This is a genomic window from Nonomuraea sp. NPDC048881, from assembly GCF_040649795.1.
GTDB lineage: Bacteria > Actinomycetota > Actinomycetes > Streptosporangiales > Streptosporangiaceae > Nonomuraea.
The window spans coordinates 16731-32536 of sequence record NZ_JBEZGC010000018.1; the positions used below are offsets into that span (position 1 = coordinate 16731).

At 72.3% G+C, this 15806-nt stretch carries 15 protein-coding genes; 3 read left to right on the forward strand and 12 right to left on the reverse strand.

What is annotated here, in order from left to right; translation table 11 throughout:
• Positions 1-32: 32 nt before the first annotated feature.
• The gene (locus AB0C33_RS40770) at positions 33-1076 is read left to right on the forward strand and encodes an Lrp/AsnC family transcriptional regulator (protein WP_358298151.1); all 1044 of its coding nucleotides are present in this window, start codon (positions 33-35) and stop codon (positions 1074-1076) included.
• On the opposite strand, the gene AB0C33_RS40775 is transcribed toward AB0C33_RS40770, so the two are convergent.
• The 6 genes from AB0C33_RS40775 to AB0C33_RS40800 form a co-directional block, all read right to left on the reverse strand.
• On the reverse strand, positions 1024-2469 hold the full coding sequence (locus tag AB0C33_RS40775) for a hypothetical protein (RefSeq protein ID WP_358298153.1): 1446 nt from the start codon (positions 2467-2469) through the stop codon (positions 1024-1026). The two genes, AB0C33_RS40770 and AB0C33_RS40775, sit on opposite strands and share 53 nt — an antisense overlap.
• A gap of 36 nt (positions 2470-2505) precedes the next feature.
• Positions 2506-3192, reverse strand: a complete 687-nt coding sequence (locus AB0C33_RS40780; protein ID WP_358298154.1) for a response regulator transcription factor — start codon at positions 3190-3192, stop codon at positions 2506-2508.
• A 5-nt stretch (positions 3193-3197) separates the two neighbouring features.
• A complete protein-coding gene (locus tag AB0C33_RS40785) occupies positions 3198-4328 on the reverse strand; it encodes a histidine kinase (RefSeq protein WP_358298156.1) in 1131 nt (376 codons plus the stop codon).
• Between the two features lie 51 nt (positions 4329-4379).
• On the reverse strand, positions 4380-4823 hold the full coding sequence (locus AB0C33_RS40790) for a hypothetical protein (protein WP_358298157.1): 444 nt from the start codon (positions 4821-4823) through the stop codon (positions 4380-4382).
• Positions 4824-4887: 64 nt separating this feature from the next.
• A complete protein-coding gene (locus AB0C33_RS40795; RefSeq protein WP_358298159.1) occupies positions 4888-5763 on the reverse strand; it encodes a hypothetical protein in 876 nt (291 codons plus the stop codon).
• A gap of 269 nt (positions 5764-6032) precedes the next feature.
• Positions 6033-7676: a chitobiase/beta-hexosaminidase C-terminal domain-containing protein gene (locus tag AB0C33_RS40800; RefSeq protein WP_358298161.1), complete on the reverse strand. Its 1644-nt coding sequence runs from the start codon at positions 7674-7676 to the stop codon at positions 6033-6035.
• Between the two features lie 294 nt (positions 7677-7970).
• On the opposite strand from AB0C33_RS40800, the gene AB0C33_RS40805 reads away from it, so the two are divergent.
• A complete protein-coding gene (locus tag AB0C33_RS40805) occupies positions 7971-8441 on the forward strand; it encodes a pyridoxamine 5'-phosphate oxidase family protein (protein WP_358298163.1) in 471 nt (156 codons plus the stop codon).
• A 57-nt stretch (positions 8442-8498) separates the two neighbouring features.
• On the opposite strand, the gene AB0C33_RS40810 is transcribed toward AB0C33_RS40805, so the two are convergent.
• Both AB0C33_RS40810 and AB0C33_RS40815 read right to left on the reverse strand, forming a co-directional pair.
• Positions 8499-9329, reverse strand: a complete 831-nt coding sequence (locus AB0C33_RS40810) for a hypothetical protein (RefSeq protein WP_358298165.1) — start codon at positions 9327-9329, stop codon at positions 8499-8501.
• A gap of 129 nt (positions 9330-9458) precedes the next feature.
• On the reverse strand, positions 9459-10466 hold the full coding sequence (locus AB0C33_RS40815) for a WYL domain-containing protein (protein ID WP_358298167.1): 1008 nt from the start codon (positions 10464-10466) through the stop codon (positions 9459-9461).
• A gap of 103 nt (positions 10467-10569) precedes the next feature.
• Here AB0C33_RS40815 and AB0C33_RS40820 point away from each other — a divergent pair, with 103 nt between their 5' ends.
• Entirely contained in the window at positions 10570-11415 is an 846-nt protein-coding gene (locus AB0C33_RS40820) for an NAD(P)H-binding protein (RefSeq protein ID WP_358298169.1), read from the forward strand.
• Positions 11416-11418: 3 nt separating this feature from the next.
• Here AB0C33_RS40820 and AB0C33_RS40825 read toward each other — a convergent pair whose 3' ends face one another.
• Genes AB0C33_RS40825 through AB0C33_RS40840 form a run of 4 tightly spaced genes read right to left on the reverse strand, consistent with a single transcriptional unit; the run spans position 11419 to position 15804 of the window.
• Positions 11419-12774, reverse strand: a complete 1356-nt coding sequence (locus tag AB0C33_RS40825; RefSeq protein WP_358298171.1) for a carboxylesterase family protein — start codon at positions 12772-12774, stop codon at positions 11419-11421.
• Positions 12771-14093, reverse strand: a complete 1323-nt coding sequence (locus AB0C33_RS40830) for a M28 family peptidase (RefSeq protein WP_358298173.1) — start codon at positions 14091-14093, stop codon at positions 12771-12773. The genes AB0C33_RS40825 and AB0C33_RS40830 overlap by 4 nt, the downstream gene beginning before the upstream one ends.
• Complete coding sequence (locus AB0C33_RS40835; protein WP_358298174.1) at positions 14090-14890, reverse strand: carbohydrate ABC transporter permease; 801 nt, start codon at positions 14888-14890, stop codon at positions 14090-14092. Before AB0C33_RS40835 ends, AB0C33_RS40830 begins: the two co-directional genes overlap by 4 nt.
• Positions 14887-15804 carry a sugar ABC transporter permease gene (locus tag AB0C33_RS40840; protein ID WP_358298176.1) on the reverse strand — a complete coding sequence of 306 codons (918 nt, stop codon included), beginning with the start codon at positions 15802-15804 and terminating at the stop codon, positions 14887-14889. The genes AB0C33_RS40835 and AB0C33_RS40840 overlap by 4 nt, the downstream gene beginning before the upstream one ends.
• Positions 15805-15806: the final 2 nt, after the last annotated feature.

The following is a 15806-nucleotide window of genomic DNA, read 5'->3' on the forward strand; positions in this document are numbered from 1 at the left end:
TGTGCGAGTCGCCTCCATGCTTCGATTGCGGGGTGACCGATGCACCACCCGGCAGCCGCGAACCACGAGATCGGCCCGTGCTGGACGAGATCGACCGGCGGATCATCGCCGAGCTGCAACAGGACGGCCGTCGCACCTACGGCCGCATCGCCGCGGCGGTCGGGCTCACCGAGGCCCCGACCCGGCAACGCGTGGCCCGTCTGACCAGGTCCAACCTGATCGAGATCGTGGCCATCACCAACCCCGCCGCCTTCGGCTGCCGCCTCCGGGTCGCGGTCGGCCTGCGCTGCGAGGGCGACCTGGACACGATCGCCGCGGCGATCGCAGGAGTGGACGAGGTCGACTGGCTGGTCGCCACCGCGGGCCGCTACGACCTGATCGCCGAGCTGCGGTGCGTGGACGAGCAGCACCTGTACAGCCTGCTCACCGACCGGATCCGGGTGATCCCCGGGGTCCACGACGTCGAGACCCTCCTCTACCTCAACCTGTTCAAGGCCGCGTACTCCTGGCCGCCCGGATCAGGCAGGCGGATACCGGACGAGACGACCGCCGCCCGGCGGTGCCCCCCGGTCCTGCCGGTGCTGACCGGCGACGGGGAGGAGGTTCCGCTCGACGAGATCGACCGGCGGATCATCGCCGAGCTGCAGCAGGACGGCCGGCGCACCTATGGCCGCATCGCCGAGGCGGTCGGGCTCACTCTCGCGCCGACCAGGCAGCGGGTGGCCCGCCTCATCGACACAGGCGTCATCAAGGTCGCGGCCATCGTCAATCCGAGAACGGCCGGGCCGCTGCGCCGCGCCGCCGTCGGGCTGCACTGCGCGGGCGACCTGGACGCCATCGCGGCGGCGATCGCGCGGGTGGACGAGGTCGAGTGGCTGATGGCCACCGCGGGCGGATTCGACCTGATGGCGGAGGTCGGCTATCTGGACGAGGAGCACCTCCACCGGCTGGTGACCGGCCGGATTCGCACGATCCCAGGCGTGCGCGGCGTCGAGATCCTGATCTTCCTGTCCATCTTCAAGGTCAGATACCCGTGGCCGCCCGGACTGGCGCACCGGGAGCCGGCCCACCCGTAGACGGCCGGACCGTACGGGCAGCGGAGCGGCCGATGCGGAGCCCGGCGAGGGCGATGAGCAGCATCGCGACCGAGCACCAAGCCGCCCAGTCGCCCAGGCCGGCGTAGACGGTGGAGGCGCCCTGCTGCGGCAGCGCCGCGAACACCGTGGTCACGCCGGGCCTGCCGCTGCGGCCTTCGGCCAGCACCCGTCCCCGGGTGTCGCTCACCGTGAGCAGGCCCTGGCGGGCCGCGCGCGCCACCGACAACCCGCTCTCCACCCCGCGGACCACCGCCATGCGGCTGTGCAGCCAGGCGTCGTCGTCGAAGTCCCAGGCGGGGGCGAGCAGCGTCGTCGCGCCGGCCTGGCGGTACTGCCGTACCAGCCAGGGGAAGTCCAGGTCCTTGCAGACGATCAGGCCCGTCGCGGTCGGGCCGAGCAGGGTCAGCGCGCGTCCGGGCGTGAACTCCGACTCCAGCCCGGGAATCATGTGGTGTTTGTCGTAGCGGGCCCCGGACGGGTAGGCCAGCGCGCTGTTGGTCCGCGTGGCGCCGCCGCCGAGCGCGACGCCGGCGACGACCGTCACTCCCGGCCTGGCCAGCGGCAGGCGGGCGGTGGCGGCGTCGAACGTCTTCTCCGGCAGCACCGCGATCTCGGCACCGCGGGCGGCGGCCGCGTCGACGGCCCGGCGGTAGCGCCGGAGCAGGTCGCGCCCCTGCGGGGAGTCCAGTGCCACGGTGTCGCTCGGGTCGTCGGTGGAGATCAGCGCGACCTCGCGGCGCTGCCCGCCGTCCTGGCCGGTGCCGAGCCGCGCGAAGCCGTACGCCAGGGCCAGCGCCACCATCGTGCCCGCGGTCACCGCGACGGAGAGCCGGCGGGGCGCGTCCGGCGCGAGAAGCGCGGCCACGGCGGCGGGCACGAGCAGGAGCAGGAAGGTGATCCCCCAGACGCCGGTGACGGAGGCCGTCTGCAGGACGGGTAACACGTCGGCCTGCGTATAGGCCAGGCTCCACCAGGCGCCGTGCGGTCCGGCCAGCGCCATCAGGTATTCGACGCCGACCCACGACGCCGGTACGGCGAGCACGGCCGACAGCGTCCGCCGCCTGGCCAGCAGCGAACGGTGCAGCAGCACGCCGAGGCCGTACAGCAGCGCCGGCCCGGCGAGCAGGCCGGCCGCCACCGGGACGGGCGTCTCAAGCGTCCCGGTGAAGTACGGCCACCACTGCAGCTGCCCGGCGAGCCAGGCGAGGGCGCCCGCCGCGAAGGCCGAGCCTCTCCCCACACGGGGGGCGGCGAGCAGCACGGGCAAGGGGGCGAGCCACGTCAGCCAGGCCACGGGGTGCGGGCCGGTGCCGAAGTGCAGCAGGACGGCCGAGGCGAGGGCCGCGGCGAGCGCGATCAGGACACGTTTCATGATGACGATGCTGCTCGCGGCCGCCCTGGTGGCGCGTCAGTCGTGAGTGTGATCTCCGATGTCACTCTCACCGGCGACCACGAGGCCGCATTCGTAGGCGAACACCGCCGCCTGCACCCGGTCCCGCAGGTCCAGCTTGGTCAGGATGCGGCTGACGTGCGTCTTGACCGTGTGCTCGGTGACCACGAGCGCGGCGGCGATCTCGGCGTTGGACAGTCCGCGGGCGACCAGTCTCAGCGTTTCGCGCTCCCGCTCGGTGAGCGCCGCCAGCCGTCCCGCCAGCCGCGGCATCGGGCCGTGAGCCGGCCTTCTGACCAGGTCCTCCAGCAGCCTGCGGGTGGCGGCGGGGGCCAGCAACGCGTCACCGGCGGCCACCGTGCGCACCGCGTGCGCCAGCTCGTCGCGGCGGATGTCCTTGAGCAGGAAGCCGCTGGCGCCCGCGCGGACGGCGTCGTAGACGTACTCGTCCAGGTCGAACATGGTCAGGACGAGCACCTTGGCGGTGGTGGTCGCGCAGATCTCCCTGGTGGCCTCGATGCCGTTCCTGCCCGGCATCCGCACGTCCATCAGGACCACGTCCGGACGCAGCCGCCCGGCCAGCGCGATCGCCTCGTCGCCGTCCGCCGCCTCGCCCACCACCAGCATGTCCGGCTGGGCGCCGAGGATCAGCCCGAACCCGGCGCGGAAGAGATCCTGGTCGTCGGCGATGAGCACGCGCAGCATGCGCGCTATTCAAGCGGAAAGACGGCTCTGACGAGGAATCCCCCGTCCTGTCCCGGTCCCACGGTGAGCGTCCCGCCGTAGGCGGTCGCCCGTTCCCGCATGCCGGTCAGGCCGTAGCCGCCCCCGTCGCGACGTGGCCCGCCGCCCTCGTCGGCGATCTCGACCACCAGTTCCCGCGCGGTCCAGCGCAGGTACAGCCGTACGTTGCGCACCCCGGCGTGTTTGCGCACGTTGGTGAGGGCTTCCTGGACGATCCGGTAGACGGCGGCTTCCAGGCTGCCCGATGTCCGCCGCCGCTCGCCCTCCACGGTCATGACCACGTCCAGGCCGCTGCGGTCGGCCAGTGAGGCGAGTCCGTCCAGGCTCGGCTGGGCGGTCCCGAGGTCCTCCCCCGCCGGGCCGTCCGACGCGCGCAGCGCGGTGAGCAGGCCGCGCAGCTCGGTGAGCGCTCCCCTGCCGGTGTCGGCGATCGCGTCGAAGACGGCCTCGGCCCTGGGCGCGTCGCTCCGTACGACCACGGGCCCGGCCTCGGCCTGGACGACCATCAGCCCGACGGCGTGCGTGATGATGTCGTGCATGTCACGAGCGATCCGCGCTCGTTCCTCCGCCACCGCGGCGATGTGCTGCTGTTCGCGGCGACGGGCCCGTTCGGCCAGTTCCGCGGCACGTGACCGGTTCGCGCGGGCGCTGGTGCCCAGCGCGTAGGCGGCCACGAAGGCGGTGCCGATCAGGCGGAAGATCTCGCTGTCCTCCCCGGGCAGGGCCAGGGAGAAGCCGACGATGACGGCGATCGCCGGGATCGCGGCCAGGCGCTTCCACATGGGACTGAGGTCGGCGATGGTGTGGACGGCGACCAGGGGCCCGAACGGGAGGAACGGCTTCTCCCACAAGACCATGACGGTCATCGCGGCCCCGACGAGCAGCGCCACGGCCATGGGCGCGCGCCTGCGCCAGTAGACGGGCGCGGAGGCGAGCGCGCCCAGGGCGACGATCCACCACGCCTTCGGACTCGGCACCAGCAGCGGACCGAGGGTGGCGGCGGTGGTGACCGCCGCGATCGCGACGTCGCCCCTACGACCGGAGAACCTGGCAGTCCAGAGCGTCAGAACCCCGTCGGCGCGCCCCATGCTGGTCATCCGCTCCTCCGAGGGGGTCGCTGCCGGCATGCGGAAACCGGGTCGGGCGGGTCAGCCGCGCTTGGTGCGCCAGCGGGAGGTGCGGAAGCCGTCGGAGCGCTCCAGGAGATAGGTCAGCCTGGCGGCCGTCTGGCGTACGCCGTCGTCGTGGCGGTGTCGTTTGTCGGGGGCGAGGCGGGAGCGCAGGTCGAGGATGTGGGCCAGCTCGCCGGCGACCTCCGAGACCAGCCGGTAGCGGATGCCGAAGGAGTGCAGGTCGCCGTGCACGTCGTCGACCAGGTCCTCGTCCACGTGCCGCTGGAGCGGTTTGAGCTTGGTGAGCAGCTGGGCGTCCATGCCGGCCACGGGCGCCCTGCGGCGGGTGTCGTCGGCCGGCACCGCCACCAGGGCGCGGATCCGGACGAATGCCAGCGCCCGCTCGGTGTCCGGGGTGGAGGGGTGTTCGGCGAGGTCCAGCAGGCGCCGCAGGGTCTCCTGCGTTTTGTCGTCGAACATGAGGACAAGTCTATGCACTCCAGCTCAGGCGCTCTCCTGTGTCCGGATGGCCCGGCGGAGGCCGTCAGGGATGGAAGATGGGCGGACGGGCGGCGGTGCACTGGTGGAGGGCGTTCGCCACCGCGTGGACGAGCGGGACCTGGGAGGCGTCCCAGACGAGGTTGAGACCGCTGTGGCTGCGGAGCAGCAGCCTGCCGTACAGCAGGACGGGCAGGCGGACATTGTTGTTGAACCGGCGGTCGGGGCCGCCGTTGACGTTGACGTAGCGCCAGGTGGAGTCCACGACCGTGCCGTCTCGGGGCACCGGGCCTGCTTCGATGAAGCGCGCGTGCTCCATGGCGACCTGGAGGTGCTGGTAGGCCAGGTCGGCGACGTGGCGGCCGTCCCGGAACAGGATCCGGTCGGGGAGGAAGTGCACCGACAGGCTGCCCGCGGTCAGGGTCGGGACGGCGACGTTGGTGACCAGGATCCGCGGGCCCGTCAGCCGGGCCGAGGCGTTCAGCCGGCGCAGCAGACTGGAGGCGCCGGCGTTCACCTTGAACTGGTAGGTGCTGGTGACCGCGCCGGACGCGGTGATCAGCCAGAACCCGTGGGCCTGCTGGAGGCCGGTGATCGCGTTGACGAGGTGATCGAAGCGCCGGGCGGCCTCGTCGGTCACGTCGTACATGACGACCACCGCACGAGCCGCCCGGTCGCGCAACGCCACCCAGAGCACGCCAGGCAGCCCGACGGCGAGAACGACCAGGCCGAAGCGTCCGGTCACCAGCCCCGCGAGGAGCAGGGCGGCCAGGGCGAACGGCCAGTACGGCCGACGTCCTGCGGCCCTCTGCAACTGTTGCACGACGTCGCTCGGCTGCGCCGGGATCAGGCTGACGACGTCGTGCATGACCACGTCACGGCCGGGCGCGGTGGTGCGGTAGGAGATCGCGCCGCGTCCCATGCGGACAACGTTGCCGCGCGGGCCCATCCTCGCCCGAAGGCCCGGGATCCCGGTCGTGATCCCCAATCCGGCCTGGTCGAGGGTGAAACGGAACGGTCCAGCCCTGAGGCTGGTACGCACATGGAAGCCCACGATGGGGAATCCGCCGGTCCCGGGTCCCCGTTACCTGCGCCGGGCGATGGAGACGCCCGCGCTGGAGCGGCAGGCCGTCAGGCTTTCCACGGAGGCCCCGTCATCGACCGGGTCCGGTCGATGACGGGGGCAAGGTGCTACTTCAGCACGTCCGCGGCGACAGGCGACTGGTTGCCCTGCGCGTCGACCGCGACGACCTCCGCGCGGTACCTGGCGCCGTCGCGCTGGACCGGCAGCGGGATGTCCATGGAGGCGGCGGCGGGCACCACGTCGAAGCGGTTGGCGACCTTGGTGGTGAGCACCTCGGCGCCGTTGTCGGCGCGGGTGACGCGCACCTTGTAGTGGTACACCAGCTCGTCGTCCTGGGCCTGTTCGATGCGCAGCGCGAGCCGGCCGTCCTTGCCGGTCTGGGCCGTCAGCGGGCGCGGGGACGTCCAGGCCGGGGCCGTGCGGTTGCGGTTGGCGTCGGTGTAGGTGAAGTTCTGCACGACCTGGGCGTCGGCGCCGGCCGTCCTGATCTCCCAGGACCTGCCGGCCAGCGTCCCGTCGCTCTGGAACGGGGGCTTCCAGTTCGCCGACCACTTCCCGCCGGTGTAGATGTCGTGGAGGTCGGCGTTGAGGTTGACGCGGTTGACGACGGTACGGCCCCGGTAGACCTCGACGGCCAGCCCCTGGGCGGTGGGGGTCTCGAAGCGGTTGGCCAGCTGCCCTTCCGCGTCGAGCATCTGGTATCCGTGGTCGATCTCGATGTAGGACGAGCTGCCGTCGTTGACCGCGGTGAAGTTCTTCTGGTGGATCGAGCGCGGGTCGTCCACGTTCAGGTGCGAATGGCCCGAGAAGTAGACGGCGCGCGGGAACTTCGACAGATCCTCGGTCAGGCGCGCGTTGCTGGTCTGCTGGCCGTCCATCACGGTGCCCGGAGCCGGCCGGTGCCCCTGGACGATGATCGGCAGGTCGCGGTAGGCGGGGTCCGCGGAGATCTGCCCGAGTTGGTCACGCAGCCAGGTGCCCTGGGCCGCGGAGTAGTTCTCGGTGTTGACCGTGATCACCGGAATGCCCTTGATGTCCGTGCGGTAGTACCCGTCGCCGGAGTCGGGGAACCACTCCTTGGGGTAGCCCGCACGGAGCTCGGCCAGGGTCGCGTCGTGGTTTCCGTACGACATGAACACCTGGGTGGCGTTCATGCCCTTGCGCGCGAGGTTCTCCTTGAAGATGCGGGCGGTCAACTGGTGGTCCTTGCCGCGGCCGTCCCAGTTGTCGTTGATCATGTCGCCGTTGGAGAGGATGGCGTCCGGGGTACCCAGAACCGACGCGATGGTGTCGAAGTAGGACGACCAGCGGTGGCGATCGGCTTCGTAGTCGCCGATGTGAACGTCCGAGACGATCATCATGCGGGCGATCGGCTGCTCCCCCTCGCGAATGAGGTACCCCTCGGACTTGACGGCGCCGGGCTGGTTGCCCTTGAAGGCGCGTGCCGTCAGATTCGTGTCCTCGGTGATGCGGATGGGCTTGCCGGCGAAGGTCGGGCTGCTCTTGGTGGGAATGCTGCCGTCGGTGGTGTACCGGATCGTCTCGCCCTGCCTGGCCCGCAGCTCGACGGACACCGCCTGCTCGTAGCGACCGCCGTCCACGCTGAAGGCCGGGGCCTGCGGCGTCCCGCCCGGGGCGGCCGACGCGCTCTGTGCCAGCGGGAAGAGCCCCAGACCGATGCCGACCGAGACGGCTGCGATGTGGCGCCAGGCGGCCGGTTCTCGGCGGACGGTGAAGTCGGCATGTCGCATGTGGTGCTCCCCGATCTTGTCGCGGCGCGCTGGGCGCCGCGACACGTGCTTCAAAAGTGAACGACTTGAACCTGGAGCACCAAGATGTACGGAACCGGCGACCTGCATGAAGTTCGGGCGACCTGCAAGGTAAGAACTGAGCACCCCTCACCGGTAGTGCGGCACGATCGCCGTCCTGCCTGGTCGGGAGTGGTTCCCGGGCGGTTACTCGGTGCCTTTGAAGTGCCGTCTTCCGCAGGGTCTTCGCGGCGGCGCAAGATGCCCTGGTCACCCAAGTCGTAAGGAGTGCCGTCGATGACCACGTCGTTCGCCGAGATCGAGAGCGAGTTCAACACCTATATCGGTGCCATCCGGTACGCCACGATGGTCACCGTCGACGCCAGGAACCGTCCCCGCACCCGCATCCTCATCCCCGTCTGGGAGAACGTGGACGGGCGGCCGCGCGGGTGGCTGGCCACCTACCGGACGCCGGTCAAGGCGGCCCACCTGGCGGGCAATCCGCACACCTCCTTCTCCTACTGGAAGCCCGGCAACAGCTCGGTCGCCATCGACGCCACGGCCACCTGGGTCGACGACCTGGCGACCAAGCGCCGCGTCTGGGACCTCTACCGGGCGACCAGCCCGCGCGGCGCCGGTTACGACCTCGGGGCCTTCTGGCGGTCGCCCGCCGACCCCGCGCTGCACGTCCTCCGCCTCGAACCCTGGCGCGTCCAGGTGATCCGCGGGGCCGATCTCCGCAGCCGCATCTGGACGCCGCCGGAATGACCCGGCCGCGGAAGACCGCGGGTGGGGCCCCGGGCGAAAGGATCGCCCGCTCACCGGTCAGTCCTCGTCGGGGAAGACCAGTTCGTCGCGCGTCGCCACGAGTTCGGCGGGCGGCGGCTTGATGTCGATCGGGTCGCCCCAGCCGGAGAACCGCACGTCGGCGGTCGTGACTCGGCGGTCCTTGTCGTTCCAGAGGGAGTCGGGCTCGTCATAGCGCGTCTGGCACCTGCGGACGAGTTGGTCGGCGCCGAGCCACAGCCGCCACTTCACGGGCAACCTGGCGTAGCTCGCGTACCGTCCTGTGGGCTTCTCCAGATCGGCCACCCACAGGCGCGGGTCCAGCTTGAACAGTTCGCCGATGGTGGTGCTGCCCTCGTAGAGGGTGGTGCGGGTGCCGTCGTAGACGCCGGCGGGCCTCTTGGCCGTGGTGGTGGCCAGCACGTGCCGGAGGGTGGCGGGATCGCTCAGCCTGATCTTCCCGCAGCCCAGGTGCAGGTCGTTCTTCCCGGCCTGCAGGAGCCACGTCTTCCCCGCGGGCAGGTAGTCAGGCCGGTCGGACTCCCAGCCATAGGCGCGGTCAGGGAAGAAGATGGCCCGGGAGGCACTCTGGGACGAGGACTTGGGATAGCTGACGTCCGTGGCCGCGACCCGCCCGCCACCGAACTCGTGGACGGACCGCGCCCGGCTGGTCGAACGATCCTTCTTCGGCCCCCAGACGCTCCGGTACACCGAAGTCTCCCGAACCCCGTCATGACCGAGGAGCTGCCGTTTCAGCGCCTCGACCGGCCCGGGACGGGTGACCGCTTCGGCGCGCGGACCGAAGATCGTGACCGAGACCGAGGCCGTCAGCACGAGAGCCGCCCCGATCGTCCATCGCCCCTTGCTCATACGCTCTCCGCTCGGTCGCATGCCGTCCGGAACGGAGGGCGTGGAAGATCATCTCGCAGGAAGATCTCGACGCCGTCACGACGGACGCCCGAGCCGGGCGTCAGGCCGCCGCGTCGTGGGCGACGGACCTCAGCGCGGGTCCGCAGCGTGGGCGAAGGCCGCGGACCGGTCCCTGAGCAGGGCGGCGAGCTCGGGAGAGTCGACCACCTCGAAGGGCCATCGCACCCAGAGCAGGCCGCCGGCGAGGACCTCAAGGCGTACGTCCGCGATCCGCCAGTGTGTCGCCGCCCGGCCGGTGGCGGTGGTCGTCGGGGCGAAGTCGGTGGCGAAGCCGCCCATGTACGCCTGCACCTGCTCGATCGGGGCGTGGATGAGGATCGTCGCCGTGTGCCGGCGGGGCGGAGCGCCGAGCCGGCTGGTGACGAACGCGACCGGGTCGCCCCCGGGGACCTCTTCGGGCTCGAAGCGCACGCCCGTCGCCGACGCCGCCGTGATCCGGTCGACGCGCAGCACCCGCCAGCCGTGGTCGAGGTCGCGGCAGACGAGGAACCACCGGGTCTGCCGGGGCACCAGGGCGGCGGGCTCGACGTGGCACGGGGACTCCCGTCCGGTGTCGGCGCCGTCGGTGCTCATCACGCGCAGCCGGACCCGCTCGGCGTCCCGGCACGCCAGCGCCAGGACCGCCAGCACGCCGGCGTTCAGCGGCGCCGGATAGGCGCCGGCCACGGCGTTCGGCGTGCTGCCGAAGGCGACCGAGGAGCGCAGCGCCCGCACCCGCCGGCGCACCGCCGGAGGCATCACCTGCTCCATCTTGGCCAGGGCGGTGAGCGCCACCTCGCCGCCGCCGGCCGCGCCGCCGGCGGCCGACGAGGCGAGGGCGGCGGCCACGGCGAGCGCCTCGTCCGGGGTGAACACAAGGGGCGGCAGGTCGCTGCCCGTGGACAGCCGGTAGCCGCCGTCGGGGCCGCGGCGCGCCTCGACGTGGTAGCCGAGGCGCCGCAGCCGCTCGACGTCCCGCCGGAGGGTGCGGCCGTCGACGCCGAGGCGGCCGGCGAGCTCGCCGCCGCTCCAGGACCGGCGGGCCTGCAGCAGCTCCAGCAGGCGCAGCGCCCGCCCGGTCGTGGTCTGGTCCGGCATACCCGCCGAGCCTAGTAGAAGTGGACAGGAAATGACCTAAAAGCTCCCTAGGTTGGAGTTCGGGCCGGATGGACCGGCACCGTTTCCCCTGAGGTGAGTCATCTTGAGCATCCTTGTCACCGGCGCCACCGGCGCCGTCGGCCGTCACCTCGTCACGACGCTGCTCGCCCGCGGCGCCGCCGTGCGCGCGCTGAGCCGCAAGCCCGATGACGCGGGCCTGCCGGCCGGGGTCGAGGTCGTGGCCGGCGACCTGGCCGACGCCGCCACGCTCGGGCCGGAGGTGTTCGCCGGCGTCGATCGTGCCTTCGTCTTCCCCGCCGAGGGGGTGGAGGCGTTCGTCGCCGCGGCCACCGCCCGCGGCGTCCACCGCTTCACCGTGTTGTCCTCCCTCGCCGCCGCGAAGGAGTTCCGGCGCGACCACGGCTCGGCGAGCCAGGTCCACCACACGGCGGTCGAGTCCGCCGTGACCTCCCGCGCCGGCGCCTGGACGATCCTGCGTCCCGGCACGTTCGCCGGCAACCTGCTCTCCTGGGCCTGGCAGATCCGCTCCGGCGCACCGATCCGGGCGCCCTACCTCGCGTCGGCGCAGGCCCCGATCCACGAGTACGACATCGCCGAGGCCGCCGCCGAGACCCTGCTCTCCGACGATCACCTCGGAACGGCGATCCCGCTCACCGGCCCGCAGGCCCTGACCCGCGCCGAGCAGGTGGCGATCATCGGCGAGACCCTGGGCGTGGAGATCCCGCTGGTGGAGATCACGCCGGCGGAGTTCCGCGCGGAGACCGGGCGGTTCATTCCCGAGCCCGTGCTGAAGATGTTGCTCGACTACTGGCACGACACCCTCACCGTCCCCGACGTGCCGCGTCCGGTGACCGCGGTGACCGGACGGCCGGGCCGCACGCTCGCGGAGTGGGTCGCCGACCACCGCGCGGACTTCACGGCCGGCTGACCCTCACACCTGCGGTGCGGGATCGTCGAAGATCATGGTGTGGCCGAGCGGCCAGCCGGGGTCGCCGGTGCGGGCGAAGCGCACCCAGGCGGCGTGCATCGCGTCGGCCAGCGCCTGCGGCGCGCCCGGTCCCGCCGTGCGGGCGACGCCGGGCGCGTCCAGCACGTCGAAGACGAAGGGCAGGTCGAGGTTGTGCACCGCGCCCACGCGTCCGCCGCCGGCCGGGCTCTCGACCGGCGACTCCCAGCGGAACTCGTAGCCGTAGGCGGGCCTGGCCTCGCGGATCCAGCACGTCTCGCGGGTGAACAGGTGCCGGGTGACGGCGCGTCCGACCCGCTCGGCCGGGGTGAGGCCGGGTTCGTCCACCTGGACGCCGAGGTGGTCGAGCGCCGCCCGCGCGGCGGCCTCGTCGAGCCCGGCGGCCATGCCCCGGACGAACACGTCGGCCTCCTGGGACGTGCAGCCGACCAGCAGCGGAAGGCGCCCGCCCGCGCCCGCGCGCAGGGCGTCCAGCGGGACGGCCGGGATCAGGTCGCCGTCGACGACCGGCTTGACCGGAACCGAGTCGTTCAGCCCGCCGGAGCCGCCGGTCAGCGGTGGCGGCTGTGCGGCGACGAGCGCCTCGGGCGGCAGCGCGGCGAAGGACGACCTGGTCGGGGCGATCCCGAGGCGGGCGGCGAGCGCCCTGGCGTGGTCGCGGGCCTCCTGCTCGCCGGCGACCAGGGTGGCCGAGCCGCTCATCACGATCGCGCGCCGGAACAGCCCTTCGGCGCGCGGCATGGTGAGCAGGGTCGCGACGGCCGCGGCGCCCGCCGACTGCCCGGCGACCGTCACGTTGCCGGGGTCGCCGCCGAAGGCCGCGATGTTGTCGCGCACCCACTCCAGCGCGGCCAGCCAGTCGAGCACGCCCCGGTTGAGCGGGGCGTCGTCCAGGGCGAGGAAGCCCTCGAAGCCGAGCCGGTAGTTGACGGCCACGCAGACCACGCCGTCGCGGGCGAAGCGGTGGCCCTGGTGCCAGGCCGCCCCGTTGCCGCCGATGGAGAACGCGCCGCCGTGGATCCAGACCAGGACGGGCAGCCCCGTCTCGCCGCCGCCGGGGGTGCGCACGTCGAGGTTGAGGCAGTCCTCGCCGGTCTCGAAGACGTCGGGCGCGTACAGGCCGATGTCCGCGCCGGCCGCCTGCGGGGCGGCGGGGCCGCGCGTGACGGCGGGCCGCACGCCGTCCCACGGCGGCGGCGGGACGGGCGCGCCGAAGCGGTGCTCGCCGAAGGGCGGGGCGGCGTACGGCACGCCGAGGAAGGCGAGCCCGCCCTCCTCGGCCCTGCCCTTGACCAGCCCGGACGCGGTACGGACGATCATGCGCGACGCCATCCGGCCGTCCCTTCGACGATTCTGACGGCCGCCCGGGTGAGCGGTTCGAGGCCGTCCTCGTACACCTTGTCGAGGGTGTCGGCCGAGTCGAACAGGTACATGGGGGCCGACAGGAAGTGCACCAGCGGCACCCCTTCGGGGTGGAAGAAGGCCCCGTCGGTGGGCGGCATCGGGGAGAAGGCGTCCGGCGGCAGCACGAACGAGCGTCTCAGGTCCTCCGCGACGAGGGCCGCCGCCACCAGGCTCTCCAGCTCCGGCTTGCGGGTGGTGAACCACCAGCCGGGTTCGGGGTCGCCGGTGGGGACCAGCTCGCCGTCCACGGCCACGCATCGGCGGGCGGCGTGCTCCAGGTGGAGCTGGAGCACGACGTCGCCGAGCAGGCCGCGGTGCTCTTCGATGAAGGCCCGGGTGCCGGCTGCGTGCGCCATGTGCCCCGCGGTCAGCAGGAAGAGCAGGTTGTGCGGCCGGTCCCGCTCGGGCACGGCCGCCCAGTACCGGGCGGCGGCCAGCACCAGCGCGATCCCCGAGGCGTCCTCGACGGCCGAGGCCCAGGGCGCGTCGTGGTGCGAGCCGATGATCACCCACTGGTCGGAGCGGCCGGGAAGCGTGCCGATCACGTTGTGCGAGACGGCCGGGCCGGTCTCCGACTCGACGGTGAGCGTGCCCGTGCAGGGGCCCGCGTCGACCAGGTCGAGCACCCGCCGCGAGTCGCCGCCCGACAACCAGACGGCCGGCAGGTCGCGCCGCACGGCGTCGTAGGGCACGTAGTAGTCGCGGGTCTCCCACGGCACCCCGGTCAGCGCGCCCGCGAACGCGGCGGCGCCGCCGTCGATCACGCCCTGGAGCACGTCGAGGTAGTCGAGCTGGAACGGCAGCGTCTGGACCAGGTCGTCGAAGACGCCCTCGGGGTCGTGCACGGCCGTCGCCAGGTCCCTGACGTAGGACTGCGGCAGCTCGGTGAAGGCGTACTCGGGCACGACGATCGCGCCCGGCACGACCTCGCGGCTGACCGGCGCGGTCACGGTCGCCTTCGGCGTGGTGTACGGCAGCGCGGACGCCGCCACCCGCACGACCTTCGACGGGTCGGCGTCCAGACGCACCACCAGGGACGCCGTCACCGGCCGCCAGACGGGCAGCTCGACCGGCGCGAGCCGTACGTCGCGCAGCCCGAACCCGGCGAGGCGCTCGGCGGCCCACGCGGCGGTCCAGTCGTCGGCCGGGTAGCCGGGCCGCCGGACGCCGCGCGCGGTGACGGTCTCGATCCACTCCATCATCCGGGCGGCGCCGGGGATCAGGTCCGGGATCATCGTTTCACGCCTCCGAAGGTGAGCCCCGCCACGTAGTAGCGCTGCAGCGCGACCATGAGAATGAACGGCGGCACGGCGGTGACCAGCGCCGCGGTGGTGGTCAGGTGGTAGGTGACGCCGACCTCGCTCTGGAAGTTGGCCAGCCCCACCGGCAGCGGCCACAGCTCCTGCTCGTTGGCCACGATCAGCGGCCACAGCAGGTTGTCCCACTGCGCCAGGAAGTGCACGAGGAACAGGGTGATGAGCGCGGGCCGCAGCAGCGGCACGGCGATGCGCGCGAAGATGCGGAACTCCCCCGCGCCGTCGACCCGCGCGGCCAGCAGCAGCTCCTTCGGGATGCCGAGGGCGAACTGGCGCACCAGGAAGACGCCGAACGCGCTGATCATGCCCGGCACCATCATGCCCTGGAACGTGTTGACCCAGCCGAGCTCCTTCACGATGAGGAAGACCGGGATGACCATGACCATCGGGGTGAGCGCGAGCGTGCCGACCACCAGCGCGAACAGGACGCGGCGGCCGGGGAAGGACAGGTGGGCCATCGCGTGCCCGGCGGCGGCCGAGAAGATCACGTCCAGGACGCCGGTGCCGACGCACAGGATCAGGCTGTTGCGCAGGTACGTGGGCAGGTTGCCCGCGCCGAACAGCACGCCGATGTTCTCGGGCAGGTGGAAGCCGTTGAAGACCAGCCCGCGCAGGTCGGTGTCGTCCGGCGCCGAGGCGACGACGACCATGGCGTAGACCGGCAGCAGCATGAACCCGACCGCGACGATCAGCCAGACGGCGCGCAGCACCCTCATTCGTCGCCGCCCTTCAGGAACGCGAACTGCAGCGCCGAGACGATCACCATGGCGACGAGCAGCACCATGCCCATGGCGGCGGCGTAGCCCATGTGCTCGTAGGGGAAGGCGTTGGCCCAGATGTAGTACGGCAGCACCTGGGTGGCGTCGGCGGGCCCGCCGCCGGTGAGCAGGAAGGCGGGCACGAACGCCTGCATCGATCCGGCGACCGAGATGACCAGGACGAACAGCAGCGTCCTGCGCAGCAGCGGGAGCGTGATGCGGGTGAACGTGGTGACCGGCCCCGAGCCGTCGATGGCGGCGGCCTCGTACACCTCGCCGGGCAGCGCCTGCAGCCCGGCGGTCAGGATGATCACGAACAGCCCCATGCTCTTCCAGACGACCATCACGACCAGGGCCCAGATGGCCAGGCCGGAGCTGGTCAGCCAGGACTGCGGCGGGATCCCGGCCAGGCCGAGGAGGGTGTTGGCCAGGCCGCGGTCGGAGTAGATGATCACCCAGACCATGGACGTGGCGGCGAGCGGCATCACGGCCGGGATCATGACGAGCGCCCTGAGCCAGCGGTTGAGCCGTCCCGGCCTGCTCAGCGGCACGGCCACCAGCAGGGCCAGCACGATCGTCGGGACGACCGTGCACACCGTGTAGACGACGGTGATCCACGCCGAGTTGAGGAAGCCGGGGTCGGCGAACATGCGCTCGTAGTTGGCCAGGCCGATCCAGTTGGGCGTACCGGCCATCTCGTAGTCGGTGAAGCTGAGATAGATCGCGGACAGGAACGGGACCAGCCAGAACACCACGAAGAAGACGGCCACCGGCAGGGTCAGCGCCACGCCCGCCGTGGCCTGGGGCCGGGCCCTGACCCTGCCGAGCACGCTCACCGGACCGTGCGGACGGGCTCCGACTCCGCCGAGCACGC